Below are 25,603 nucleotides of genomic sequence, written 5' to 3' on the forward strand. Positions count from 1 at the left end.
AGCACCCGGTACATCCAAAACGCAGACGCCGCGCGGCGTCACGTGGTTCCCGGTGGTCTGCATGGGCACAGACTACGCACCGTCAAAACCCATCTATCCCTGAAGTTCACCCCAAATCAGGCACTTTGCCGCCTGTGAATCGGTGATGTGACGCCGTTCACCGTGACCCCTCTTGCCGCATCCGGACCGCCGTTCTATCGTCGTGATGTATCGAGTCGATACATCAGCTCGACATAAAGAGCTCGGTCGGACCGGAATTCAAGGAGGTGACGCGGATGAGCAGACGCTCCGGAATCCTCGAGTTCGCCATCCTCGGCCTGCTCCGCGAATCCCCGATGCACGGCTACGAGCTGCGGAAACGACTCAATACCTCGCTGGGAGTCTTTCGGGCCTTCAGCTACGGATCGCTGTACCCCTGCCTCAAGACGCTGGTCGCCAACGGCTGGTTGATCGAGGAATCGGGGGGCGCAGCAGAGGATCCCCTCGCCGCACCACTCACCGGCCGTCGCGCCAAGATCGTCTACAGGCTGACGGCCGAGGGCAAGGAGCACTTCGAGGAACTCCTCTCCCAGACCGGGCCCGACGCGTACGAGGACGAGACCTTCGCCGCTCGCTTCGCCTTCTTCGGACAGACGTCGCGAGACGTACGTATGCGGGTTCTTGAAGGACGCCGGAGCCGGCTCGAGGAGCGCCTGGAGAAGATGCGTTCCTCCCTGGCCCGGACCCGGGAGCGTCTGGACGACTACACACTCGAGCTGCAGCGGCACGGTATGGAGTCCGTGGAGCGCGAAGTGCGCTGGCTGAACGAGCTCATCGAGAGCGAGCGCTCGGGACGGGATCGGCAGCGATCCTCGTCCACCTCCTCGGAGGACGCCGCTCAGCAGGACACATCTGGAGAGACGGGCGGCCTGCCCCGGCACCGGGACAGCACCCGGCCGGATCCGTCCGACGACACCGCCACGTGAGGCCCGCATCGCTGGGCCTCACCAAGAACACACAGGGAGCAACCGGAATGGGTTCGGTTCGCGTAGCCATCGTCGGCGTGGGCAACTGCGCCGCCTCGCTGGTCCAGGGCGTCGAGTACTACAAGGACGCTGACCCGGACAGCAAGGTCCCGGGTCTGATGCACGTGCAGTTCGGCGACTACCACGTGCGGGACGTCGAGTTCGTGGCCGCCTTCGACGTGGACGCGAAGAAGGTCGGTCTCGACCTCGCGGACGCCATCGGCGCCAGTGAGAACAACACCATCAAGATCTGCGACGTCCCCAACAGCGGCGTCCAGGTCCAGCGCGGTCACACCCTCGACGGTCTCGGCAAGTACTACCGCCAGACCATCGAAGAGTCCGCCGACGAGCCGGCCGACATCGTCCAGGAGCTCAAGGACAAGCAGGTCGACGTCCTCGTCTGCTACCTGCCCGTCGGTTCCGAGGACGCGGCGAAGTACTACGCCCAGTGCGCCATCGACGCCAAGGTCGCCTTCGTCAACGCTCTGCCGGTCTTCATCGCCGGCACCAAGGAGTGGGCCGACAAGTTCACCGAGGCGGGTGTCCCGATCGTCGGTGACGACATCAAGTCGCAGGTCGGCGCGACCATCACGCACCGTGTGATGGCCAAGCTGTTCGAGGACCGCGGCGTCCGTCTCGAGCGCACCATGCAGCTCAACGTCGGCGGCAACATGGACTTCAAGAACATGCTGGAGCGCGACCGGCTCGAGTCCAAGAAGATCTCGAAGACCCAGTCCGTCACCTCCCAGATCCGCGACCGCGACCTGGGCGACGACAACGTCCACATCGGCCCGTCCGACTACGTGGCCTGGCTCGACGACCGCAAGTGGGCGTACGTCCGCCTCGAGGGCCGCGCCTTCGGTGACGTCCCGCTGAACCTGGAGTACAAGCTCGAGGTCTGGGACTCCCCGAACTCGGCGGGCGTCATCATCGACGCACTGCGCGCCGCGAAGATCGCCAAGGACCGCGGTGTCGGCGGCCCGATCCTCTCGGCGTCCTCGTACTTCATGAAGTCCCCGCCGGTGCAGTACTTCGACGAAGAGGCCTACGCCAACGTCGAGAAGTTCATCCAGGGCGAGGTCGAGCGCTGACGCGCCTGTTCCACCAGCCTTTTCGGGGCCCCTGGACAATGCGTCCGGGGGCCCCGCGCGTATGTGAGGCTTTGCCCCATGCCCCTCGTGCGTGACCTGCGCGTACTGCTGCGCCTTCGGTACTTCCGGCGGCTGCTCGCCGTTCGGCTGCTCTCCCAGTCGGCCGACGGCGTCTTCCAGGTCGCGCTCGCCACCTACGTCGTCTTCTCCCCCGAGAAGCAGACCTCGCCCGCGGCCATCGCCTCCGCCATGGCGGTTCTGCTGCTGCCCTACTCCTTCGTCGGCCCGTTCGCCGGAGTACTCCTGGACCGCTGGCCACGGCGACAGGTTTTTCTGTACGGCAGTCTGCTGCGGGCCGCGCTCGCCGGAGTGACCTCCCTGCTGATCGTGAGCAGCACACCGGACTGGCTCTTCTACGCGGCCGCGCTCTGCGTCACGGCAGTCAACCGCTTTGTCCTCGCGGGGCTTTCGGCCGCTCTGCCGCGCGTCGTCGACACCGAGCGGCTGGTGACGGCCAACTCGCTTTCGCCGACGGCCGGTACGCTCGCGGCGACCGCCGGCGGCGGCCTCGCCTTCCTGCTCCGTCTGACGGGGCTCGACTCGGACGCGGCCGTGGTGCTGCTCGGGGCCGTCCTCTATCTCTGTGCCGGCTTCGCCTCGCTGCGCTTCCCGGCCGCTCTGCTCGGCCCTGAACCCGGGCAACTCAGCTCCGGTATCGGCGCAGCGGTGGCGTCCACGGCCCGCGGTCTCGCCGACGGCGTACGGCATCTCACGCAACGCCGCGCAGCGGCCCGTGCGTTGGCCGCGATGACGTTCCTGCGTTTCTGCTACGGAGCGCTGACGGTGATGGTCCTGATGCTCTGCCGGTACGCCTGGCCTTCGGGCGATGCCGCCGACTCCGACGGCATCGCCCTGCTGGGTCTCGCCGTGGGCTTCTCGGGGGCGGGGTTCTTCGCTGCGGCCGTCGTGACCCCCTGGACGGTCGGCCGACTGCGTCCGGAGGGCTGGATGGCGCTGTGTGCCGGTGCCGCGGCGGTCCTCGCGCCTGCGCTGGGGCTGCCGTTCGAGCCGGTCCCCATACTGATCGCGGCCTTCGTCCTCGGAGTCGTCACACAGGGATCGAAGATCGCGACGGACACCGTGGTGCAGTCGTCGGTCGATGACGCCTATCGCGGCCGGATCTTCTCCGTTTACGACGTGCTCTTCAACGTCGCCTTCGTCGGAGCTGCTGGAGTGGCTGCTCTCGTACTGCCCGCTGACGGCCGCTCGGTTCCGCTTGTCGTCACGGTCGCTGTGATCTACGCAGCAGTTGCTGCCTTTTTGACCCGATCTACACGGCAGTAAGTGTCACATCAGTGATACAGGACCCCCACCGACTTCAGAGTTGTCCCTGCAGGCGGATAGTTTACGGACGTCGTTTCGCGCCATCGCGCCTAAGTTCGAGGGGGACCCCCAAGTGACCACTCCGCCACCCCAGGGCCAGAATCCGTTCGCCCAGGGCCAGAACCCATACGGCCAGCAGCCGCCCCAGGGCGGTGGCAACCCGTACGGCCAGCAGCCTCAGGGCGGAGGCGACCCGTACGGCCAGCCCCAGGGTGGGGGCGACCCCTACGGCCAGCAGCCGCCTCAGGGTGGGGGCAATCCGTACGGCCAGCAGCCCGGTGGCGTGCCCCCGCAGTTCGGTGGCACCCCGCCTCCGCCGGCGGCACCGAAGCGCAGCATCAAGACCTACCTGCGGATCGGCGTCGCCGTGGTCGCCGTCATCGTCGTGGCGGTCACCTGGTTCGCCAGCCGGGATGACGCGCAGGCGGCCAAGGCCGGCGACTGCATGAGCATCGGCAACGAGAAGAGCGCGACCGACCCGGACCTCGAGGTCGTCGACTGCGGTGACTCGAAGGCCAAGTACAAGGTCGCCGAGCGCAAGGACGGCAGCGGACAGAGCTGCGACCGCAGCAAGTACGCGGAGTACCGGCAGACCGGTGACGGCGACAACTTCACCCTGTGCCTCACGGAGTACAAGGGCTGAACCAGCTCAACTCATACGTCGAGGGGCGGTGTTTCACGTGAAACACCGCCCCTCGACGTATGCGACGTATCTGCGGACGGGTCCATGTTTCACGTGAAACATGGACCCGTCCGCGTACTCAGGACTGCGTCGCCCACCACTCCTTGAGGGCCGCACCGGCCGCCTCAGGCTCCATCGGGCCGTTCTCGAGCCGGAGTTCAAGAAGGAACTGGTACGCGCGGCCGATCACCGGGCCGGGGCCGACGCCGAGGATCTCCATGATCTCGTTGCCGTTGAGGTCCGGGCGGATGGAGTCCAGCTCCTCCTGCTCCTGAAGCCTGGCGATCCGCTCCTCCAGACCGTCGTAGGCCCGGGAGAGCGCATTGGCCCGCCGCTTGTTGCGCGTCGTGCAGTCGGAGCGGGTCAGCTTGTGCAGCCGGCTCAGCAACGGCCCGGCGTCCCTGACGTAGCGGCGGACTGCGGAGTCGGTCCACTCGCCGGTGCCGTATCCGTGGAAGCGCAGGTGCAGTTCGACGAGTCTGCAGACGTCCTTCACCAATTCGTTGGAGTACTTGAGGGCCGTCATGCGCTTCTTCGTCAGCTTGGCGCCCACCACCTCGTGATGGTGGAAGGAGACTCCGCCGTCCTTCTCGAAGCGCCGCGTCTTCGGCTTGCCGATGTCGTGCAGCAGTGCCGCCAGACGCAGCGTGAGGTCCGGGCCGTCCTCCTCGAGCGCGATGGCCTGTTCCAGGACCGTCAGCGAGTGTTCGTAGACGTCCTTGTGCCGGTGGTGCTCGTCGCTCTCGAGGCGCAGCGCCGGCAGCTCCGGCAAGACATGCGCGGCGAGGCCGGTCTCGACGAGCAGTGTGAGGCCCTTCCGAGGCTGCTCGGACAGAAGGAGCTTGTTGAGCTCGTCACGGACGCGCTCGGCCGAGACGATGTCGATGCGTCCCGCCATCTCCTTCATCGCGGCGACGACGTCGTCGGCCACCTCGAAGTCCAGCTGCGCCGCGAACCTTGCCGCACGCATCATCCGCAGCGGATCGTCCGAGAACGACTCCTGAGGCGTGCTGGGCGTGCGCAGCAGCCGCGCCGCGAGGTCCTCGAGCCCACCGTGCGGGTCGACGAAGTCCTTCTCCGGCAGTGCCACCGCCATCGCATTGACCGTGAAGTCCCGTCGGACGAGATCTTCCTCGATCGAGTCGCCGTAGGACACCTCCGGTTTCCGCGAGGTCCTGTCGTACGCCTCGGACCGATAGGTCGTGACCTCGATCTGGTACGTCACTGTGCCCGCGTCGCTCCGAGCGCCCTTCTGGCAGCCGACCGTGCCGAACGCGATGCCGACCTCCCAGACCGAGTCGGCCCAGGGACGGACGATCTTGAGGACGTCCTCGGGAAGCGCGTCCGTGGTGAAATCCAGGTCGTTGCCGAGCCGGCCGAGGAGCGCGTCCCGCACGGAGCCGCCGACCAGGGCGAGGGAGAACCCGGCCTCCCGGAATCGACGGGCGAGGTCGTCGGCGACGGGGGACACCCGCAGGAGTTCACTCACCGCGCGGCGCTGCACCTGACTGAGTGCACTGGGATTGTCTTCATTGGCGTTCGGCACAACAGAAAAGGGTACGTGGCTCACGCCGCCGACTGCGCCCCCTTTCTCTTCCACTTTCCCTTCACCCGGCCGCGTCTGCTTCCCTCGTACCGGCCGCACTGGTGCTGACCTGCTTCGCGATCATGTGGAGCAGTGCGCGGCACTCGGTCACAGCGGGCCTCGTTACCATGCGGGGACGCAAATGCGACGACCACTGACGACTACGAGGGACGGGCGAGCGCGTGGCCGAGGCGGCAGACTTCCAGGGGATGAATCCCTCACCTGCCCGCCGGCGGTTGAGGCGCCTCGGGGCAGCCCTCGCGGCGGCCCCGCTGCTGGCCGGACTGCTGCAGGTGTCGGCCGCTCCCGCGGCCCAGGCCGCCCCACCCGCCGCCGCGGCTGCAGCGGCCACCGGCTCTCGTACGGTCGACGTGGCCCTGGACTCGCTGACGCCCTCGGCGCCGGTCGACGGGGACACGCTCACCGTCTCCGGCACCGTCACCAATGACAGCAAGCAGACCGTCACCGACGCCGAGGTCGATCTGCGCGTCGGTCCGGCGATGAACGCCCGCTCCATGATCGACAACGCGAGCGGACGCAGCGGCTACCTGCCCGGCTCCGACGGGACGGCCGTCGAGGGCGACTCGTACAAGGAGACGTTCAAGAAGCTCGCTCCGGGTGTGCCCCAGGACTTCTCCCTCTCCATCCCGGTCAAGGAGCTGGACCTCGGCGCCGACGGCGTCTATCAGTTGGGCGTCGCACTGACCGGCCGCACCACGGCCCAGCCGTACGACCAAGTCCTGGGCATCCAGCGGACGTTCCTGCCCTGGCAGACGGAGACGGCGAGCGAGCCCACCCGGACGACCATGCTGTGGCCACTCATCTCCTCGACGCATCTGACGGCGGAGACGGGCTCCGACGAACAGCAGACTCCGGTCTTCTCCGACGACCGTCTCGCGGAGGAGATCACTCCGGGCGGACGTCTGGAGCAGATGCTCTCGCTGGGCCGGGACCTCCCGGTCACCTGGGTCATCGATCCCGACCTGCTGGCGTCCGTCGAGGCGATGACCGAGCCGTACAGCATCCGGAATCCCGGGGGCGGCGACCCCATCCCGGGCAAGAACCAGGCCGTCGCCAAGAAATGGCTGAACGACCTGCAGAGCGCCGTCAAGGACAAGAAGGTCGTCGCGCTCCCCTTCGCCGACCCCGATCTCGCCTCGCTCGCCCACCAGGGCAAGAGCGTCTCGGGCTCGCTCAGCCACCTCCAGGACGCGACCGAAGTCGCCACCAGGACCGTGCAGTCGATCCTGCATGTCGAGCCGAGCACCGAGTTCGCCTGGCCGGCCGAGGGCGCGATCGACCCCTCGATCGTGGATGTGGCCACCTCTGCGGGTGCCGACACGGTGATCACCCGCAGCGACAGTCTCCAGGAGCGAGGCGGTCTCCCCTATACGCCGACGGCCGCCCGCCCGATCGGCGGCGGGAACACGGCAGTCGTGGCGGACGCGAACCTCTCCAAGCTCTTCCAGGGCGACATGACCGGCGCCGAGCCCTCCACGCTCGCGGTCCAGCAGTTTCTCGCCCAGAGCCAGATGATCAACCTGCAGGACCCGGAGCACGCACGCAACATCGTCGTCGCTCCGTCGCGGACGCCTTCCGCGAGCCAGGCCCAGGCCATGGCGAAGGCCGTCCAGGCGCTGGACGCGGGCAATTGGTCGCAGTCCGTGGATCTCGCGGACGCGGCAAAGGCCAAGCCTGATCCGGAGGCCACCAAGCAGGTCCCGGGACACGGGAGCTATCCCGGTTCACTGCGCAAGCAGGAACTGCCCAAGGCCGCCTTCGAGTCGATCCGGAACACGAAGGCGACACTCGACGGCTTCAAGGTGATCCTCAGCGAGCCGGACCGGGTCGTCACGCCCTTCGGCAGGGCCATCGACCGGGCCATGTCCAACTCCTGGCGCGGCCGCGGCGCCGAGGGCGAGCAGTACCGGGCCGGGGTGCAGAGCTACCTCGACAACCTGACCAAGCAGGTCTCGTTGATCCCCAAGACCGAGGCCAAGCTCTCCGGACGCAGCGCGACCATCCCCGTGACGGTGCAGAACAACCTGGTCCAGGGCGTCGAGCACATGAAACTGCGCCTGACCTCGACCAAGCCCAGGCGCCTCACGATCGGCGACGGCCCCTTCGAGGAGCAGCAGGTCAAGATCGCGGGCGGTCACAGCCAATCGGTGAAGTTCGACACCACGGCCAACGCGAACGGCAAGGCAGCGGTGTGGGCCCAGCTCTACACCGAGGACGGCCAGCGCTACGGCAGCCCCATCCGCTTCGAGGTGAACGTCACCGAGGTCACTCCGACGGTGATGCTGGTTCTGGCCGGCGGTTTCCTGCTTCTCGTACTCGCCGGATTCCGGATGTACACCCAGCGCAAGCGGGCCGCGGCCCGCCGGGCAGCCGAGGACGGTGACGACGGAAACGGCGAGGGGCCCGAGGAGCCGGCGCCGGACGCCCCCGACGACTCGTCCGACAGCTCCTCCGGCGGCTCACCCGACACCGCACCCGATCCCTCGTCCGACGACTCCGCGTCGGACGACTCCGACGACAGCACCGGCTCGAGCGGGAAGAGCGCCACGGACGGCAGCCCGTCCGCGCGCGGCGAGCGCGGCACAGCCGAGGACGGAGCCGACGCCCCGGCGGCGCAGGACGCCGAGTCCGAGGCCCCGCAGCACCTGGGTGACCCGGCCGCGGACACCGCCGCGGAAAGCACGGGCCCGTACGGCGCGGGTGAGAGAGTGGACCGTTGATTGACGACGTGGCCGCTGGGCCGTGGGACCGATGAGGTGGGGTAAGCATGAACGCGCCGTACGACGGTGACCGCGGTCAGTCCGCGGGAGGCGGCGATCCTGCGGGCGGGCAGGTCCCCCCGCAGCCGCCCGCCTCGGACATGTACGTCCAGGACGCCTACGACCAGGACCCGTACCGGGACCAGGATCTCGCCGCCCAGGACCCGGTGGGCGAAGCCCTGTACGACCGCGCAGCGCACCCTCCGCCGCCTCCGGGTTCCTACCCCGACCCGCAGGCGCTCTACGCCCAGCCCGCGCCTCCGCAGCACGCACCCGACCCTCGGGTCTGGGCCCAGACGCCACCGCCCGAGCCGGACGGTCCGACCCGTCACCTCCCGTACGGGGACGACGTCCACACCACGCAATTCGTCGGCGTCGATGCTCTGGTCACCCAGGCCGCCGACGAGCGGCACGAGCCGGACGCCTTCGCGCACCTCTACCGCGACCAGCAGGGCAGCGGGGCCCGGCCGCCGGGCGACGGGGCGGGCGTCCCGGAGCCGCCCGCAGGCCCGGCTCCGACACCGCCGAAGAAGGGCGGCCGCGCGTCCAGCGTGCTGAAGTCCAGCGCGGTGATGGCCGCGGGCACGATGGTCTCGCGACTCACGGGGTTTGTTCGGTCGGCACTGATCGTCTCCGCGCTCGGCGTCGGGCTGTTGGGTGACACCTTCCAGGTGGCGTACCAGCTGCCGACGATGATCTACATCCTCACGATCGGCGGCGGCCTGAACTCCGTGTTCGTGCCACAGCTGGTGCGTTCCATGAAGGAGGACAGCGACGGCGGGCAGGCTTACGCCAACCGGCTGCTGACGCTCGTCATGGTGGCGCTCGGCGCCCTCACGGTCCTCGGCATGGTGATGGCCCCGCTGCTGGTGCGGCTGCTCTCCGGTTCCGTCGCATCCGATCAGTCGGCGAACGAAGTCGGCGTCACGCTGCTCCGCTACTTCCTGCCCACGATCTTCTTCATGGGTGTCCACGTCGTCATGGGCCAGATCCTCAACGCCCGTGGCCGCTTCGGCGCCATGATGTGGACCCCCGTGCTGAACAACGTCGTGATCATCGCGACGCTCGGCATGTTCATCTGGGTCTACGGCTCGGCCGCTGACTCCCGCATGACGGTCCAGTCCCTGCCGCCGGACGGTGAGCGGCTACTCGGTTTCGGCGTGCTCCTGGGCCTGGTGGTCCAGGCTCTGGCGATGATCCCGTACCTCAGGGAGACGGGCTTCAAGCTGCGTCTGCGCTTCGACTGGAGGGGCCACGGACTCGGCAAGGCGGCGAGGCTCGCGAAGTGGACCATGCTGTTCGTCCTCGCGAATCAGGCCGGCGCCATCGTGGTCACCCAGCTGTCCACCGCGTCCGGAAAGCAGTCGTCCGTGGACGGCACCGGCTTCGCCGCCTATGCCAACGCCCAGCTGATCTGGGGCCTGCCCCAGGCCATCATCACGGTGTCCTTGATGGCCGCACTACTGCCGCGGCTCTCCCGGTCAGCCAACGAAGGTGACACGGGCGCCGTGCGCGACGACATCTCGCAGGGGCTGCGCACCACGGCCGTAGCTATCGTGCCGATCTCCTTCGCCTTCGTCGCGCTCGGCGTCCCGATGTGCACCCTGGTCTTCGGCTCCTCTGGCGGCGCCACTTCCATGGGCTACATGCTCATGGCCTTCGGCCTGGGCCTCATCCCGTACTCCGTGCAGTACGTCGTCCTCCGCGCCTTCTACGCCTACGAGGACACCCGCACGCCGTTCTACAACACCGTCATCGTCGCCATCGTCAACGCTGCGGCCGCAGGACTCTGCTACGTACTCCTGCCCGACCGCTGGGCCGTCACCGGCATGGCCGCCTCGTACGGCCTTGCCTACGCGATCGGTGTGGGCGTCGCCTGGCGCCGGCTGAGCAAGCGGCTCGGCGGCGACCTCGACGGCGCCCACGTCATCCGCACCTACGCCCGCCTCGGACTGGCCTCCGTACCTGCTGCGATTCTCGGCGGCGCGGCTGGGTACGCGATCACTCACGGGCTCGGGCAGGGCGTCATCGGATCGCTCGCCGCCTTGATCGGCGGCGGGGCGGTCCTGCTCGGCATCTTCTTCGTGGCTGCGCGCCGCATGCGGATCGAAGAGCTCAACGCCCTCGTCGGCATGGTCCGCGGCCGTCTCGGCCGCTGATTTCCCGCCGAACCCCCGGGGGCCGCACAACCATCGTCGGCTGCTGCGTGTCGTGCATAGCAGCCGACTGTGGGCACAATTGGCTTTGGCGTCGTACGGCGCGCAACGGATGGGGAGGCAGGAACGACGGTGGCGGAACGGAGCACAGCTGCCGTCGATGTGGCAGCAGACAGCGACGAGGCGTCGCTGACCGCCGACGAGGCGGACCAGGCCACAGCCGACGGAGCGGCCCAGAGTCAGGACACCACGGCGGGCGACGACGACCCGCAGCAGTCCGACGAGGCGGTGACCACCGACCAGCCGGACGTCGCGCCACCTGAACTGCACAGCGGCCACAAGCTCGCGAAGCGCTACCGCCTCGAGGAGTGCGTCACCCGTCTGGACGGATTCAGCAGCTGGCGTGCCGTGGACGAGAAGCTGCGCCGAGCGGTCGGCGTCCACGTACTTCCCGCCGAACACCCCCGGGCCCGCTCCGTACTCGCCGCAGCCCGCTCCTCCGCGCTGCTCGGCGACCCACGCTTCGTCCAGGTCCTCGATGCCGTCGAGGAGGACGATCTCGTCTACGTCGTCCACGAGTGGCTGCCCGACGCCGTCGAGCTGAGCGCCCTGCTCGCCGCCGGGCCGCTGGACGCGCACGACGCCTACCAGTTCGTCGGCCAGATCTCGCAGGCCATGGCGGCTGCCCACCGCGAGGGCCTCGCGCACCTGCGTCTCACGCCGAGCGCCGTACTGCGGACCTCCAGTGGCCAGTACCGCATCCGCGGCCTCGCCGTGAACGCGGCACTGCGCGGCATCAGTTCCGACACCCCTCAGCTCACCGACACCGAAGCCATCGGCGCGCTCCTCTACGCCTCGCTGACGCAGCGCTGGCCGTACGACGAGGATGCGTACGGCATGACCGGCCTGCCCAAGGGGATCGGCCTGGTCGCACCGGACCAGGTTCGTGCCGGTGTGCACCGTGGCCTGTCCGAGCTGTCCATGCGCGCTCTGGTGCACGAAGGCGCCACCGCCTCCCGCCTCGACCAGCCGTGCACGACGCCGGAGGAACTGGCGAAGGCGGTCGGGGAGATGCCGCGCATCCGCCCGCCGGAGCCGTCCTTCACTGCACCTCCGGACTACCAACGGACGACGTACCAGCAGGGTGTCTACGGGCGCCCGTCCGCGGCCCCTGCGGGACGCCCTCACGCGATGCCGGCCGAGCCGCCGCCGCCGTTGAACGGACGGACCGGGAAGGCGCTCAAGTGGGCCGTGTCCGCACTGCTGATCGCCGCGCTCGGCCTCGGCAGCTGGCAGCTCGCCGACGTACTGATGGAGCGGGAAGAGCCAGCGGACCCCGGAAACTCGGACACCCAGAGCGGGAACGACGGCGACAAGCAGTCCCAGGGGAAGCCGCTGTCCGTCAAGGACGCCCAGGAGTACGCCCCGGACGGCTCACCGCAGAACGCGGCGAGTGTCTCGCAGACCTACGACAGCGACAGTTCGACCTACTGGCGGACGAAGAGCTACCGCGACGGTCCGACCCTCGCCCCCTACAAGCAGGGTGTCGGCATCGTCTTCGACCTCGGCTCGAAGCGGGACGTGTCCGCCGCGTCGATAGCCCTCCGGTACGGCGGTGACCGCACGAAGGCTTCCCTGTACGCGGCCGATTCCCTGTCGCCGTCGGCGTCCGTGAGTTCCATGGACAGGATCGGCGCAGGGCAGACCAGCTCCAAGAAGCTGACCGTAAAGGCCAAGGACTCCACCGCGACCCGCTATGTTCTCCTCTGGATCACCGATGTACCGATGTCACCCCAGGATCAATTCAGCGGCAGCGGGTACAAGCAGGCCATCACGGATGTGAAGTTCTCGGGCTGAGCGACTCACCGGGGGGAGGGAGCTCGACGGTGGACGACCCGTACGTCGAGGTGAACGACCAGGAGCTCCTGGCCCAGCACGTGGCCGGCGACCGAAGCGCGTTCGGCGAACTGGTGCGGCGGCACCGAGACCGCCTCTGGGCCGTGGCGCTGCGCACGCTCGGCGACCGGGAGGAAGCCGCGGACGCCGTCCAGGACGCGCTGGTCTCGGCGTACCGGGCCGCTCACACGTTCCGAGGGCAGTCCGCCGTCACGACCTGGCTGCACAGAATCACGGTCAACGCATGCCTCGACCGAGCCCGCAAAACAGCGTCCCGGAAAACGTCTCCGGTCGACGACGCCGAGCGACTCGATCAGCTCCTGGAACCACATGAGTCCGCCGAGGCACCGGCTGAGCGACAGGATCTCCACCGTGAGGTGATCGCCGCTCTCGCCACATTGCCTCCCGACCAGCGCGCCGCGCTGGTCCTGGTGGACATGCAGGGGTACCCGGTGGCCGAGGCCGCGGAGGTGCTCGACGTACCGACAGGCACGGTGAAGAGCCGCTGCGCGCGAGGAAGAGCCCGGCTACTGCCCCTGGTCAGCCATCTGAGAGCCGACGGCGCGAGCGCGACCGACACCGGCGTCGACGAGTCGGGACGGAACCGGTCTCGCGGGGCATCCGTCCCACCCGCAGCAGGACCCCAGGATCCAGGAACGAGCAATCCGACTGTCGTGAAGGGCGGAGGTGGGCGAGCGTGACATCGACGACCGACGCGGCCGGGCACCCGGACGTCTCAGAGATCTCCGACCTCACCGAGGGGCTGCTCGCCGCGTCCCGAGCGGCAGAGCTTCAGCAGCACCTGGACGGCTGCGAACTCTGTGCGGACGTACACGCATCCCTGGCGGAGATCCGCGGTCTCCTGGGTGAAATTCCGAGTACGCCCCGCATGCCGGCCGACGTCGCGCAGCGCATCGACGCGGCACTCGCCGCCGAGGCTCTGTTGGATGCCACGGCGCCCGACGCTTCCGAACCCGCCACCGCTTCCGTGCCCGTCCCCGTAGCGGACCGGACAACGGAGAGCACGGACGAGGACCGGCCCTCAGTCGGTGTTTCACGTGAAACACCGACCCCGGTTTCACGTGAAACACCGACGGGCCCGCTGCCGGATGTCCCCGGCAGCACCCGTCCGTCGGGGCACCCTCGCGGTGCCACGGGGCCGGGACGTCCCGGTGGCCGACGGCGCCGCCGCGGAGTTGCTTCGCTCACGCTCGGCGCCCTGGCCACTGTCGCCGCCATCGGTCTCGGCGCGCTCATGCTGCCCGACAGCGGCCAGTCCTCGGACTCGGCCGCGGATGCGCCCCAGAAGGACAGTGCACGCGCCTTCTCCGACGGTGCGCTCTCCGACCAGGTGGCTGCCCTCGTGGCTCGCAGCGGTACGCCGGAGCCGGAGAGGGCGACGCCGAAGGGATCAGTCGAAGCGGAGGGTGACGGAAGTTCCCGAGGCACGAGCCCGAACAAGCCGTTGCGGCAGCCGGAGCACGAGGTACCGGCCTGCGTCCAACGTGGCATCGACCGCGACAGCCCGGCCCTGGGGATCCAGCGCGGATCGTACGAGGGGACGGGCGCGTTCCTCGTCGTCCTGCCCCACGCGTCCGACCCGAGCCTGGTGTCCGCGTATGTGGTGGACGCCTCCTGCATCGACGAGGCCTCGTCCACCAAGGGCGAAGTTCTGCTCACACAGTCCTATCCGCGCAGCTGAGCGGTACGTCACCGACGTCCACTCCGGCCCACGTCGACGCCCGCCGCAGGGGATCGGACTGACACGCTCGGATGCCCGGAGCTGCCGGGAATGCATGCCCCGTAGGATCCGTTGGGTGGGATGAGAGTCCTGAGCGAGGGCTCGCCCACCCAAGGCAGCAGGTAGTCCGCAGAGACGAGGAATCCACCCGTGAGCGACGTCCGTAACGTGATCATCATCGGATCCGGACCCGCCGGCTACACGGCCGCGCTGTACACCGCGCGTGCGTCACTGAAGCCGCTGGTGTTCGAGGGTGCCGTCACCGCCGGCGGCGCGCTGATGAACACCACCGATGTAGAGAACTTCCCTGGCTTCCAGGACGGGATCATGGGCCCCGAGCTCATGGACAACATGCGGGCGCAGTCCGAGCGCTTCGGTGCCGAACTGGTGCCGGATGACGTCGTCGCGGTGGACCTGTCGGGCGATATCAAGACCGTCACCGACACCGCCGGCACGGTACACAAGGCCAAGGCCGTCATCGTCACCACCGGCTCTCAGCACCGCAAGCTGGGTCTGCCCAATGAGGACGCACTGTCCGGCCGAGGCGTCTCGTGGTGCGCCACCTGCGACGGCTTCTTCTTCAAGGACCAGGACATCGCCGTCGTGGGCGGTGGCGACACCGCGATGGAAGAGGCGACCTTCCTCTCCCGCTTCGCGAAGTCCGTGACGATCCTGCACCGCCGTGACAGCCTGCGCGCGTCGAAGGCCATGCAGGAGCGTGCCTTCGCCGACCCGAAGATCAAGTTCGCCTGGGACAGCGAGGTCGCGGAGATTCACGGCGACCCGAAGCTCTCCGGTCTGACGCTGCGCAACACCAAGACGGGCGAGACTTCCGCGCTGGCGGTCACGGGCCTGTTCATCGCCGTCGGCCACGACCCGCGCACCGAGCTCTTCAAGGACCAGCTCGACCTCGACGCCGAGGGCTACCTCAAGGTGGAAGCACCCTCGACGCGCACGAACCTCACTGGCGTCTTCGCCGCCGGCGACGTCGTCGACCACACCTACCGACAGGCGATCACTGCGGCAGGCACCGGCTGCTCCGCAGCCCTGGACGCCGAGCGCTACCTGGCGGCCCTCGCGGACAACGAGACCGAGACCGCTGCTGTCACCGTCTGACCCCTCACTGCCTCACCCCGAGTAAAAGGAGCCCCGCCGTGGCCGGCACCCTCAAGAACGTTACCGACGACTCCTTCGACGAGGATGTCCTCAAGAGCGACAAGCCCGTACTGGTCGACTTCTGGGCCGCATGGTGCGGTCCGTGCCGTCAGATCGCGCCGTCGCTCGAGGCCATCGCCGCCGAGCACGGTGACAAGATCCAGGTCGTCAAGCTCAACATCGACGAGAACCCGGCAACCGCCGCCAAGTACGGCGTGATGTCGATTCCCACTCTGAACGTCTACCAGGGCGGCGAGGTGGCCAAGACCATCGTCGGCGCGAAGCCGAAGGCCGCAATCGTGCGTGACCTCGAGAACTTCATCGCCGAATAGTCACCCACGCGGCGACAACGACGGCCGCTGTTTCACGTGAAACGGGCCCGGTACCTCATTGCGAGGTACCGGGCCCGTTTCGCATGACACCCTCACGGCCCTGGAACGGCGTCTCAACCGCCGAGGGAGTTCTAGAGAGGTCTCGGTACGGGGTCCTTCTGCACGGCGCCCAGCAGGCGGTCCAGCGCCAGCTCGACGTCTTCCTTCCACGACAGGGTCGTCCGCAACTCCAATCGGAGCCGGGGGTACGTGGGATGCGGGCGTACGGTCTTGAACCCGACGGCCAACAGATGGTCAGCGGGCAGAACGCAGGCCGGCTCCTTCCATCTGGCGTCGCCGAACGCCTCGATCGCCTTGAAGCCTCTGCGCAACAGATCCTTGGCCACCGTCTGCACCATCACCCGGCCCAGTCCTTGCCCTTGGTACCCGGGAGTGATCCAGGACGTCATGAGCTGGACAGCGTCGGGCGAGACAGGACTGGTGGGGAAAGCCATCGCACGAGGCACGTAGGCAGGCGGTGCGTAGAGCACGAAGCCGACCAAGACTTCGTCCACATAGACGACTCGGCCGCACGAACCCCACTCGAGAAGCACGGCCGAGATCCAGGCCTCCTTCTCCACGTCCGGAGTTCCCGCCTTTACCGCTGCCTGACCGCTGACCGGATCCAGCTCCCAGAAGACGCACGTCCTGCATCGCTCGGGGAGGTCGGGAAGGTTGTCCAGCGTGAGCGGTACGAGCCGACGCCCCATGAAGGCTGATCCTCACTTCCTCCGTCCGCCGCAGAGCGGGCTGCGGCCAACGCGCTCCGTTCTCGCAGGAGGCCGCCGACAAAACCGCCGACAACTCCGAGGCCCAGGCCCACGCTCATCAGTCCGGTGCGGCTCACCGTTCGCATGGCACCTGTCTCCCTCTCCTGAGGTCCCGCCGGGTGGATGCGCTGTGCCTGCTCGCATCGTATCGACCATGCGATTCCATCGATACCGCCAGAAAGTAAAGAGCGAGCCGTGTTCCGGTACACACCGGACACGACTCGCTCGTCACTGGCGAGTTGGCCTCAGCCCTCTTCGTCCTCTTCTGCTGCAGGGCCCTTGTCGAGCACAGGCCCCTCGCCCGGGGCGAGCGTCGACAGGATGCGTTCCAGGTCGTCCATCGAGGCGAACTCGACGACGATCTTGCCCTTCTTCTGCCCGAGGTCGACCTTCACCCGCGTCTCGAACTTGTCCGACAGGCGCGACGCCAGGTCCGTCAGCGCAGGGGAGACGCGGCCACCGGCCCGCGGCCCCTTCGATCGCTGAGCGCTCTTGGGGCGGGACCCCATGAGCGTGACAATCTCCTCGACCGCTCGTACGGAAAGCCCTTCCGCGACGATCCGGTGTGCCAGCCTGTCCTGCTCCTCGGAGTCCTCCACGGAGAGCAGCGCTCGCGCGTGACCTGCCGACAGCACACCCGCAGCCACTCGGCGCTGAACTGCCGGCGACAACTTCAACAGCCGCAAGGTGTTGGACACCTGCGGACGAGACCGACCGATCCGGTCCGCGAGCTGATCGTGCGTGCAGTTGAAATCCTTGAGCAACTGATCGTAAGCCGCCGCCTCTTCCAGCGGATTCAGCTGCGCGCGGTGCAGGTTCTCCAGCAGAGCGTCGAGGAGGAGCTTCTCGTCGTCGGTCGCCCGGACAATCGCAGGGATGCGCTCAAGTCCGGCCTCACGACAGGCCCGCCAACGACGCTCACCCATGATGAGCTCGTAGCGGTCGGTCTCCAGCTCCCGTACGACCACCGGCTGGAGAAGCCCCACCTCCTTGATGGAGGTGACCAGTTCGGCGAGAGCGTCCTCGTCGAACACCTCACGAGGCTGTCGCGGGTTCGGGGTGATGCTGTCGAGCGGGACCTCGGCGAAGTACGCGCCGGGCGGAGGGGCGGGGAGCTCCGCGGTTTCCTGCTTGGGCTCCGCTGTTTCACGTGAAACAGGCGGCTGCGGCAGTGACGTCACCGCCGCCGCGGCCACCCCGCGGTCCTGTGCCACGACAGGAACGGACCCGGACGACGGCGAAGCGCCCTTCGAGTTGCCCGAACTGGTCGAAGCGGACTTGTCCGGTGCCGGGGCAGCGGGGATGAGCGCGCCCAGACCACGTCCAAGACCCCTACGTCGCTCACTCATTGGATCCCCTCCGCCAGGTTCTGCTGTTCATTCGGTGCGCTCGTGTGACCGGAGTGGCCGTCGTACCGGATCTGGACTCCGCGGAGCGCCATCTCCCGTGCCGCCTCGAGGTAGGAGAGCGCGCCACTGGAACCGGGATCGTACGTGAGCACGGTCTGGCCGTAGCTGGGAGCCTCGGAGATGCGCACCGACCGCGGGATGCTGGTTCGGAGCACCTCTTCGCCGAAATGGTTGCGCACCTCGTCCGCCACCTGTGAGGCGAGCCGGGTCCGGCCGTCGTACATGGTGAGCAGGATGGTCGATACGTGGAGCGTCGGGTTGAGGTGTCCGCGCACGAGATCCACGTTCCTCAGCAGCTGGCCGAGCCCTTCCAGTGCGTAGTACTCGCACTGGATGGGGATCAGTACCTCGGCGCCGGCCACGAGAGCGTTGACCGTCAGCAGGCCGAGGGACGGGGGACAGTCGATGAGGACATAGTCCAGCGGCTGCTCGTACGCCTGGATGGCGCGCTGCAAGCGGCTCTCCCGCGCGACCAGCGACACCAATTCGATCTCCGCACCGGCGAGATCGATGGTGGCCGGGGCGCAGAACAGTCCCTCGACATCAGGGACCGGCTGGACGACTTCGGAGAGCGGCTTGCTCTCGACCAAGACGTCGTAGATAGAGGGAACTTCGGAGTGGTGATCGACGCCGAGAGCCGTAGAGGCGTTCCCCTGAGGGTCGAGGTCGATCACCAGAACACGCGCACCGTGCAGTGCGAGTGAAGCAGCGAGGTTCACCGTGGTCGTTGTTTTCCCGACCCCACCCTTCTGATTGGCCACCACCATGACCCGTGTCTGCTCAGGCCGGGGAAGGCCCTCGCCGGCTCGGCCCAGGGCCTCCACGGCCAGCTGGGCCGCACGACCGATGGGGGTGTCGTCCATCGGGGTCGGTGTTTCACGTGAAACATCCTCCCCCGCCGTTTCGGAACGGGGGCCGGGGACCGGATCGGTCATCGGTCCCGCGATGTTGGCGTCGGACCGCAAGGATTCACTCTCCTCGACTTCAGGCTCGCAATGAACAGAGCCTCCCATGCCTTTGGGGTGGCGAACCAGCGAGGCCCGGTGTTCTGTGGATGAATCCACTTCTGTGGACAACTCCGTACCCCCTGCGAGGGGTTTCCGATCACGCGGGGCCGCTGCGCGACCGCGGCTGATGATCCCTTGCAGCAGTGAGCGACGTTTCACGTGAAACACGATGCCCAGCCAGGCGCGTCAACGAGCGTCGACACTCCGACACATACGCGTTTGGCACCTTGTGTGGCCTACTACGCGACTCCGCTGACGCACTCGGACCGACTCTCCACGCACCTCAGTGGATTGGGAAGCACGGAAAAATTCGATGACTCGGCCTCAACGGCGCCGTCGTGCACGCCCCGTCCGCGCCGCTTTGGCGCGCTTGGCCGCGAACCGCACGCCTCCCGGGCTCTCGCCCACCTCGACACGCACCACGGTCGAAAGCGGATCGACCACGCCCTCGCCGACCTGAACGACGGACACATCGGCCGCACCCAACTTGTTGAGAGCGGCCCTAGCGGCCTTCACTTCCTCGACCGCGGTGTCTCCCTTGAGGGCGAGCATCTCTCCGTACGGCCGCAGCAGCGGCATGCCCCATGTAGCCAGCCTGTCCAGGGGCGCCACCGCCCGCGCGGTCACCACATGGACGGGCGGAAGCGTATCGAGCACTTCCTCGGCCCGGCCCCGCACCACGGTCACATGCTCGAGCCCGAGGAGCTCGACCACCTCGTTGAGGAAGTTGGTCCGCCGAAGCAGCGGCTCAAGAAGCGTGATCTTGAGATCCGGACGCACCAGAGCCAAGGGAATACCCGGAAGCCCAGCCCCCGAGCCGACGTCGCACACGGTGACGTTCTCGGGCACCACTTCCGAGAGCACAGCGCAGTTCAGGAGGTGCCGCTCCCACAGACGGGGGACCTCACGCGGTCCGATCAGCCCTCGGCGCACTCCTGCGTCGGCGAGGAGCTCCGCGTACCGGACCAGATCCGGCAATCGCTCGCCGAATACCGCCCGCGCCACCTCTGGTGCCGGGGGGAGCTCCGCTGCCTCTGTCACCGGGACCGTCCTTCCGTATCGCGTCGAGGGATCACCGCCTGGTCGCCGCACTCCCAGGAAGCCTTACAAAGATCGGCCCCGCCTGCGAACAGACGGGGCCGACGGTGCATCGAGCCCGGCGAACAAGGGCCGGGGCATCGGCAGGACCGAGTCGGTCAGGCCGGGAGAACGACGACGAAGCGCTGCGGCTCCTCGCCCTCGGACTCACTACGCAGTCCCGCGCTCTTGACCGCGTCATGCACGACCTTGCGCTCGAACGGCGTCATCGGCTGAAGCTTGACCGGCTCTCCGGAGCTCTTCGCCTCGGACGCGGCCTTGGCACCCAGCTCGGAGAGCTCGGTGCGCTTCTTGGCGCGGAACCCGGCGATGTCGAGCATCAGCCGACTGCGCTCACCGGTCTCCCGGTGCACGGCAAGACGCGTCAGTTCCTGGAGAGCCTCGAGGACCTCGCCGTCCCGGCCCACAAGCTTCTGCAGGTCACGGCCGCTCGAATCGCTGATGATCGACACAGCCGCACGGTCGGCCTCGACGTCCATGTCGATGTCGCCGTCAAGATCGGCGATATCCAGCAGACCCTCGAGGTAGTCCGCCGCGATGTCCCCCTCCTGCTCGAGGTCGCTGACCAGGTCGCCGGCCTCGACAGTGGCAGAGGTGGTGGTGCCTTCCGTCACGGGATGGGCTCCTTCTTACTTCTTGGAGGGGTGCTTGGGCCGCTGCTGGCCGCCCTTGCGCTGCCCGGACTTGTTCTGCCGCGCACTGCTTCCGCCGGCGGGCTTTGGCTTGGGCTTGGCCGCGTCCTGAGGTTCGTCGGACTTGTCGAGCGAGGTCTTGGGTTCGTCGCTCTTGGACGCGCCCGGGCCGGTGCTCGACTGACGCTGAGACTTGGACTGACGCTTGGGCTGCTTACGCGCAGGCGTACCGCCCGACTGAGTGGCATCCTCCCCGTCGGCGACAGCGACGGCCGTGTCGCTCTTGGCGATCGTGCCGTCGGTCTGAGCCGCCAGTCCGGCCTTGCTCAGGCCGTTGATGAACTTGCGCTCGTGATCGTTGCGGTCGCGGCCCTTGGCGACGATGGCCTTGACGATGTTCCGCTCGCCGCGACGCATCTTGCCGCCGTCGTGCTTGGTCACCTTGCTCTGCAGGCGCTCGAGGAACGACTCCTGCGCCTTGCTGCCCGGTGTCGGGTTCTGGCGGATGACGAACATCTGCTGGCCCATGGTCCACACGTTGGTGGTCAGCCAGTAGACGAGGACACCGACGGGGAAGTTGATGCCGAACACGGCGAACATGACCGGGAAGACGTACATCAGCATCTTCTGCTGCTGCATGAACGGCGTCTTCACCGTCATGTCGACGTTCTTCGTCATCAGCTGTCGCTGCGTGTAGAACTGCGAGAACGACATCATCACGATCATGATCGCGGTGACGATGCGCACGTCGGTGAGGGAGGCGTTGAGCGCCTCGACCTTCTCCGGGCTGTCCATGAACTTCGAGGCGAGGGGCGCACCGAAGATATGGGCCTGACGGGCGCTCTCGAGGAGCGGCCCGTCGATGGAGCCGATCTCCTTGCCCGTCGCGATGCCGTTCAGCACGTGGTACAGGGCGAAGAAGAACGGCGACTGCGCCAGGATGGGAAGGCACGAGGAGAGCGGGTTGGTGCCCGTCTCCTTGTACAGCTTCATCATCTCTTCGGACTGACGCTGCTTGTCGTTCTTGTAGCGCTCCTGGATCTTCTTCATCTCGGGCTGCAGTGTCTGCATGCCGCGAGTGGCCTTGATCTGCTTCACAAAAAGCGGGATCAGACAGATTCGGATCAGGATCACCAGGGACACGATCGACAGACCCCAGGCCCAGCCGGTGTCGTCACCGAAGATCGACCCGTAGAGCTTGTGGAACTGGACGATGATCCAGGAAACGGGTGTGGTGATAAAGCTGAAGAGACTGGCAATCGTGTCCACTAATCAGGCTCCTTGAGCATGGGACGGGGTCTCAGTGGCGGACTTCCCGCCCTTGTTGCGCCAGGCGTCGCGCAGCATTTCGTGCCACCGCGGACGCTTGCGGGCCGGAACATGATCGACACCACCGTGCGACCAGGGGTTGCACCGCAGAATCCGCCAGGCGGTCAGCGCCGTTCCCTTGATCGCACCGTGCCGGTCGATGGCTTGGAACCCGTAGTGGGAACACGACGGGTAGTACTTGCACACCGGCCCCAGCAGCGGGCTGATGGTCCACTGGTAGAGCTTGATCAACGCAAGCAGTGGGTACTTCATCGCGCGCCCCCTCCCAGTAGCCGCTCCAGTGCGGCATCCAGGTCTCGGGCCAGCTGTGCATGGTCGGCGTCACCAGCCTTGGGCAACGCTCGTACGACTACCAGGCTACCGGGGGGCAGCTGTGCCAGTCGTTCCCGCATCAAATGGCGAAGCCTGCGCTTCACTCTGTTCCGGACTACCGCGACGCCGACGGCTTTGCTCACGACGAAACCCGCACGCGTCGGGGGAACGCTCTCCCCGGGCGCGTGCGGGTCCGTAGCACCGCTGCGTAGGTGGACGACGAGTAGCGGGCGTCCTGCCCGGCGTCCTCGTCGTACCGCGGTCGCGAATTCCTCGCGCCGCCTCAGCCGGTTATCGGTGGGCAGCACGACGTCATGACCTGTTTACGAAATCAGGCGGACAGGCGGGCGCGACCCTTGGTGCGGCGGGACGCCAGGACGGCGCGGCCGGCACGGGTACGCATCCGCAGCCGGAAGCCGTGGGTCTTCGCGCGACGACGGTTGTTCGGCTGGAAGGTGCGCTTGCTCACTCGGGGGCTCCAGAGAATGAATTGGTGACGGCGGGGTGTCGTCTGGCTGTCACCGTGCGCCCACGAGTAGCTCGCGTTTACGCCCGTGTGCAACCGCTTCCCGATCACATAAGCGATCTGTGCCCATCGGAGGCAGGCGGCAGCAGCCATCGACAACTCGACCTGGTCACGGTACGCGGCGCTACGCCATCCGGTCAAACCAACGGAGGGCGGGAGACGACGGGGAGACACTGTGCACAGCCTGTGGACAACAACTTGAACCGCACGGCATGCCCTGACTACCTTGGCGGAACTCCTATTCGCGCCGTCCCACCCGATTTCCGTATCGACCTGTCCCAGAACCACACCTTCGTGGGACCCATGAGAGAGCGTGCCCTGTGGCTGACGTACCTGCCGATCTTGCCGCAGTGTGGCCCCGGGTGTTGGACCAACTGCTCGGGGAAGGTCGCGGCCAGGGGGTCGAAGCCAAGGACGAGCACTGGATCAGGCGCTGCCAGCCGCTGGCCCTGGTCGCGGACACCGCTCTGCTCGCCGTGCCGAACGAATTCGCCAAGGGCGTGCTCGAAGGCCGCCTCGCGCCGATCGTCAGCGAGACCCTGAGCCGCGAGTGCGGTCGCCCGATCCGGATCGCGATCACGGTCGACGAGTCCGCCGGTGAGCCTCCGGCCCCCACGCCCCCGGGGCCGGTGCAGCACCGCTACGACGAGCAGCGCTACGCCGAGCCGGCCTCCCCTTCTTCCACGGGCGGGCGCGACCCCTATCAGGGCTACGGTCGGCCGGAGGCGGGGCACCACGACGGGATGCAGCGGGAGGAACCGCGGCACGCGGCCCCGCAGCACGACGACAGGTACCGGGACGACCACCGTCCCGACGAGCTGTCCCGCGATCCGCACGAAGGCGGCCGGCACCGCGGCGAGCCGCATCTCGAGAACCGGCGCACGGACGACCGCACCCCGGACAACCGCCACCCGGACACGCGATCCCCCGACGCCCGCCACCAGGACACCCGCCACCCCGACGACCGGCAGCACCTGGACGACCGGCGCTCAGAGGACCGGCATCCCGAGGACCACCCGGGTGACGACCGGCGCTCCTCGCCCGGCCGCCAGGACGGCTCGCGGCACGACGGATCCCGGCTCGATGCCGCTCATCAGGAGACCGGCCGTCAGGACTCACCGCACCGGGACGACGGCCGCGGCGACCGCGCGGACGAGCAGCGCCACGACGACGGCCGCCCCGCTCAGCGTTCCGACGAGCGCCACGACCAACACCAGGACCAACGCCAGGAGTTGCCCACCGTCCGCCCGGCGTACCCCGACTACCAGCGCGCCCAGCCCGGAGCCTGGCCCCGGCAGTCGCAGGACGACTACGGCTGGCAGCAGCAGCACCTGGGCTTCCCCGACCGCGACCCGTACGGCTCTCCCTCGCCTCAGCACGGCTACCGCCCGCAGACTCCGGAGCGCCCGTACGGCCAACAGCCTCCCGAGCGCTCGCGGTACGAGCAGCAGTCCGATCGTTCGCCGTACGACCAGCGGGACCGCCGGGATCTGTCCGAGCCCGGACGGTCGGGTCCGCCCGGCTCGACCGGTTCGGTCGGCGCACCCGGCCCGTCCTCGCTCCCGGCGCCCAGCGGCGCACCCGGCCCGCTGGCCGCGCAGCCCGCTCCCGCGACGGGCCCCGGAGAGCCGACCGCCCGGCTGAATCCCAAGTACCTCTTCGACACGTTCGTCATCGGCGCCTCGAACCGGTTCGCGCACGCGGCCGCGGTCGCCGTGGCCGAGGCGCCGGCCAAGGCGTACAACCCGCTGTTCATCTACGGGGAGTCGGGGCTCGGCAAGACGCACCTGCTGCACGCCATCGGTCACTACGCGCGCAGCCTCTACCCGGGGACCCGGGTGCGGTACGTGAGCTCGGAGGAGTTCACCAACGAGTTCATCAACTCCATCCGCGACGGCAGGGGCGACAGCTTCCGCAAGCGGTACCGGGAGATGGACATCCTGCTGGTCGACGACATCCAGTTCCTCGCGGACAAGGAGTCGACGCAGGAGGAGTTCTTCCACACCTTCAATACGCTCCACAACGCCAACAAACAGATCGTGCTCTCCTCGGACCGGCCGCCCAAACAGCTGGTGACCCTCGAGGACCGGCTGCGGAACCGGTTCGAGTGGGGGCTGATCACCGACGTCCAGCCGCCCGAGCTGGAGACCCGGATCGCGATCCTCCGTAAGAAGGCGGTGCAGGAGCAGCTCAACGCCCCGCCGGAGGTCCTCGAGTTCATCGCTTCCCGGATCTCCCGGAACATCCGGGAACTCGAGGGCGCGCTGATCCGGGTGACGGCCTTCGCGAGTCTGAACCGGCAGCCGGTCGACCTGGGCCTCACCGAGATCGTTCTGAAGGACCTGATTCCGGGCGGCGAGGACGCGGCACCCGAGATCACCGCGCCGGCCATCATGGCGGCCACCGCCGACTACTTCGGGCTCACGGTGGACGACCTGTGTGGATCGTCCCGCAGCCGGGTGCTGGTGACGGCCCGCCAGATCGCGATGTACCTGTGCCGGGAGCTGACGGACCTGTCGCTGCCGAAGATCGGGGCGCAGTTCGGCGGCCGCGACCATACGACGGTGATGCACGCGGACCGCAAGATCCGCGCGCTGATGGCCGAGCGGCGGTCCATCTACAACCAGGTCACTGAGCTCACCAACCGCATCAAGAACGGCTGAGGCCGGCAGCACC

22 protein-coding genes are annotated in these 25,603 nt (G+C 67.9%); 12 read left to right on the top strand and 10 right to left on the bottom strand.

Annotated elements, in window-relative coordinates; all coding sequences use genetic code 11:
• Positions 1 to 275: 275 nt before the first annotated feature.
• The 4 genes from DSC45_RS34980 to DSC45_RS34995 all read left to right on the top strand — a co-directional run bounded on the left by DSC45_RS34980 (position 276) and on the right by DSC45_RS34995 (position 4,121).
• A complete protein-coding gene (locus DSC45_RS34980; RefSeq protein ID WP_119296086.1) occupies positions 276 to 965 on the top strand; it encodes a PadR family transcriptional regulator in 690 nt (229 codons plus the stop codon).
• A 47-nt stretch (positions 966 to 1,012) separates the two neighbouring features.
• Positions 1,013 to 2,095 (top strand): inositol-3-phosphate synthase, encoded by a 1,083-nt coding sequence (locus tag DSC45_RS34985; RefSeq protein ID WP_119296087.1) that lies wholly within the window; start codon positions 1,013 to 1,015, stop codon positions 2,093 to 2,095.
• 78 nt (positions 2,096 to 2,173) lie between these two features.
• Positions 2,174 to 3,439: an MFS transporter gene (locus DSC45_RS34990; RefSeq protein WP_119296088.1), complete on the top strand. Its 1,266-nt coding sequence runs from the start codon at positions 2,174 to 2,176 to the stop codon at positions 3,437 to 3,439.
• Between the two features lie 112 nt (positions 3,440 to 3,551).
• Positions 3,552 to 4,121 carry an LppU/SCO3897 family protein gene (locus DSC45_RS34995; RefSeq protein ID WP_119296089.1) on the top strand — a complete coding sequence of 190 codons (570 nt, stop codon included), beginning with the start codon at positions 3,552 to 3,554 and terminating at the stop codon, positions 4,119 to 4,121.
• Between the two features lie 118 nt (positions 4,122 to 4,239).
• Here the strand turns inward: DSC45_RS34995 and DSC45_RS35000 are convergent, their stop codons facing one another.
• Positions 4,240 to 5,706 carry a CCA tRNA nucleotidyltransferase gene (locus tag DSC45_RS35000; protein ID WP_119296090.1) on the bottom strand — a complete coding sequence of 489 codons (1,467 nt, stop codon included), beginning with the start codon at positions 5,704 to 5,706 and terminating at the stop codon, positions 4,240 to 4,242.
• A 221-nt stretch (positions 5,707 to 5,927) separates the two neighbouring features.
• Here DSC45_RS35000 and DSC45_RS35005 point away from each other — a divergent pair, with 221 nt between their 5' ends.
• The 7 genes from DSC45_RS35005 (at position 5,928) to trxA (ending at position 15,805) form a co-directional block, all read left to right on the top strand.
• The gene (locus DSC45_RS35005; RefSeq protein ID WP_119296091.1) at positions 5,928 to 8,486 is read left to right on the top strand and encodes a DUF6049 family protein; all 2,559 of its coding nucleotides are present in this window, start codon (positions 5,928 to 5,930) and stop codon (positions 8,484 to 8,486) included.
• Between the two features lie 47 nt (positions 8,487 to 8,533).
• The gene (gene murJ, locus DSC45_RS35010) at positions 8,534 to 10,684 is read left to right on the top strand and encodes a murein biosynthesis integral membrane protein MurJ (protein ID WP_119296092.1); all 2,151 of its coding nucleotides are present in this window, start codon (positions 8,534 to 8,536) and stop codon (positions 10,682 to 10,684) included.
• Positions 10,685 to 10,813: 129 nt separating this feature from the next.
• The gene (locus DSC45_RS35015) at positions 10,814 to 12,538 is read left to right on the top strand and encodes a protein kinase family protein (RefSeq protein WP_119296093.1); all 1,725 of its coding nucleotides are present in this window, start codon (positions 10,814 to 10,816) and stop codon (positions 12,536 to 12,538) included.
• 29 nt (positions 12,539 to 12,567) lie between these two features.
• The gene (gene sigM / locus DSC45_RS35020) at positions 12,568 to 13,278 is read left to right on the top strand and encodes an RNA polymerase sigma factor SigM (RefSeq protein ID WP_119296094.1); all 711 of its coding nucleotides are present in this window, start codon (positions 12,568 to 12,570) and stop codon (positions 13,276 to 13,278) included.
• Positions 13,275 to 14,279: an anti-sigma factor gene (locus tag DSC45_RS35025; RefSeq protein WP_119296095.1), complete on the top strand. Its 1,005-nt coding sequence runs from the start codon at positions 13,275 to 13,277 to the stop codon at positions 14,277 to 14,279. The genes sigM and DSC45_RS35025 overlap by 4 nt, the downstream gene beginning before the upstream one ends.
• A gap of 189 nt (positions 14,280 to 14,468) precedes the next feature.
• Positions 14,469 to 15,434, top strand: a complete 966-nt coding sequence (trxB, locus tag DSC45_RS35030; protein ID WP_119296096.1) for a thioredoxin-disulfide reductase — start codon at positions 14,469 to 14,471, stop codon at positions 15,432 to 15,434.
• 38 nt (positions 15,435 to 15,472) lie between these two features.
• Positions 15,473 to 15,805 carry a thioredoxin gene (trxA, locus tag DSC45_RS35035; RefSeq protein WP_119296097.1) on the top strand — a complete coding sequence of 111 codons (333 nt, stop codon included), beginning with the start codon at positions 15,473 to 15,475 and terminating at the stop codon, positions 15,803 to 15,805.
• 131 nt (positions 15,806 to 15,936) lie between these two features.
• On the opposite strand, the gene DSC45_RS35040 is transcribed toward trxA, so the two are convergent.
• The 9 genes from DSC45_RS35040 to rpmH form a co-directional block, all read right to left on the bottom strand.
• A complete protein-coding gene (locus DSC45_RS35040) occupies positions 15,937 to 16,554 on the bottom strand; it encodes a GNAT family N-acetyltransferase (RefSeq protein WP_119296098.1) in 618 nt (205 codons plus the stop codon).
• Positions 16,555 to 16,859: 305 nt separating this feature from the next.
• Positions 16,860 to 17,963 (bottom strand): ParB/RepB/Spo0J family partition protein, encoded by a 1,104-nt coding sequence (locus tag DSC45_RS35045; RefSeq protein ID WP_119296099.1) that lies wholly within the window; start codon positions 17,961 to 17,963, stop codon positions 16,860 to 16,862.
• On the bottom strand, positions 17,960 to 19,036 hold the full coding sequence (locus tag DSC45_RS35050) for an AAA family ATPase (protein WP_119296100.1): 1,077 nt from the start codon (positions 19,034 to 19,036) through the stop codon (positions 17,960 to 17,962). The genes DSC45_RS35045 and DSC45_RS35050 overlap by 4 nt, the downstream gene beginning before the upstream one ends.
• Positions 19,037 to 19,354: 318 nt before the next feature.
• Entirely contained in the window at positions 19,355 to 20,071 is a 717-nt protein-coding gene (gene rsmG / locus DSC45_RS35055; RefSeq protein ID WP_119296101.1) for a 16S rRNA (guanine(527)-N(7))-methyltransferase RsmG, read from the bottom strand.
• Positions 20,072 to 20,226: 155 nt separating this feature from the next.
• Positions 20,227 to 20,742 carry a Jag family protein gene (locus DSC45_RS35060; RefSeq protein WP_119296102.1) on the bottom strand — a complete coding sequence of 172 codons (516 nt, stop codon included), beginning with the start codon at positions 20,740 to 20,742 and terminating at the stop codon, positions 20,227 to 20,229.
• A 15-nt stretch (positions 20,743 to 20,757) separates the two neighbouring features.
• Positions 20,758 to 22,029 carry a membrane protein insertase YidC gene (gene yidC, locus DSC45_RS35065; protein WP_119296103.1) on the bottom strand — a complete coding sequence of 424 codons (1,272 nt, stop codon included), beginning with the start codon at positions 22,027 to 22,029 and terminating at the stop codon, positions 20,758 to 20,760.
• Between the two features lie 3 nt (positions 22,030 to 22,032).
• Complete coding sequence (gene yidD / locus DSC45_RS35070; protein WP_119296104.1) at positions 22,033 to 22,341, bottom strand: membrane protein insertion efficiency factor YidD; 309 nt, start codon at positions 22,339 to 22,341, stop codon at positions 22,033 to 22,035.
• Positions 22,338 to 22,709 (bottom strand): ribonuclease P protein component, encoded by a 372-nt coding sequence (gene rnpA, locus DSC45_RS35075; RefSeq protein WP_119296105.1) that lies wholly within the window; start codon positions 22,707 to 22,709, stop codon positions 22,338 to 22,340. The genes yidD and rnpA overlap by 4 nt, the downstream gene beginning before the upstream one ends.
• Positions 22,710 to 22,732: 23 nt before the next feature.
• Positions 22,733 to 22,870: a 50S ribosomal protein L34 gene (gene rpmH, locus DSC45_RS35080; protein ID WP_119296106.1), complete on the bottom strand. Its 138-nt coding sequence runs from the start codon at positions 22,868 to 22,870 to the stop codon at positions 22,733 to 22,735.
• A gap of 800 nt (positions 22,871 to 23,670) precedes the next feature.
• On the opposite strand from rpmH, the gene dnaA reads away from it, so the two are divergent.
• Positions 23,671 to 25,590 carry a chromosomal replication initiator protein DnaA gene (gene dnaA / locus DSC45_RS35085; RefSeq protein ID WP_240435027.1) on the top strand — a complete coding sequence of 640 codons (1,920 nt, stop codon included), beginning with the start codon at positions 23,671 to 23,673 and terminating at the stop codon, positions 25,588 to 25,590.
• The last annotated feature ends 13 nt before the right edge of the window (positions 25,591 to 25,603 follow it).

Source organism: Streptomyces sp. YIM 130001, assembly GCF_003574445.1.
GTDB lineage: Bacteria > Actinomycetota > Actinomycetes > Streptomycetales > Streptomycetaceae > Streptomyces.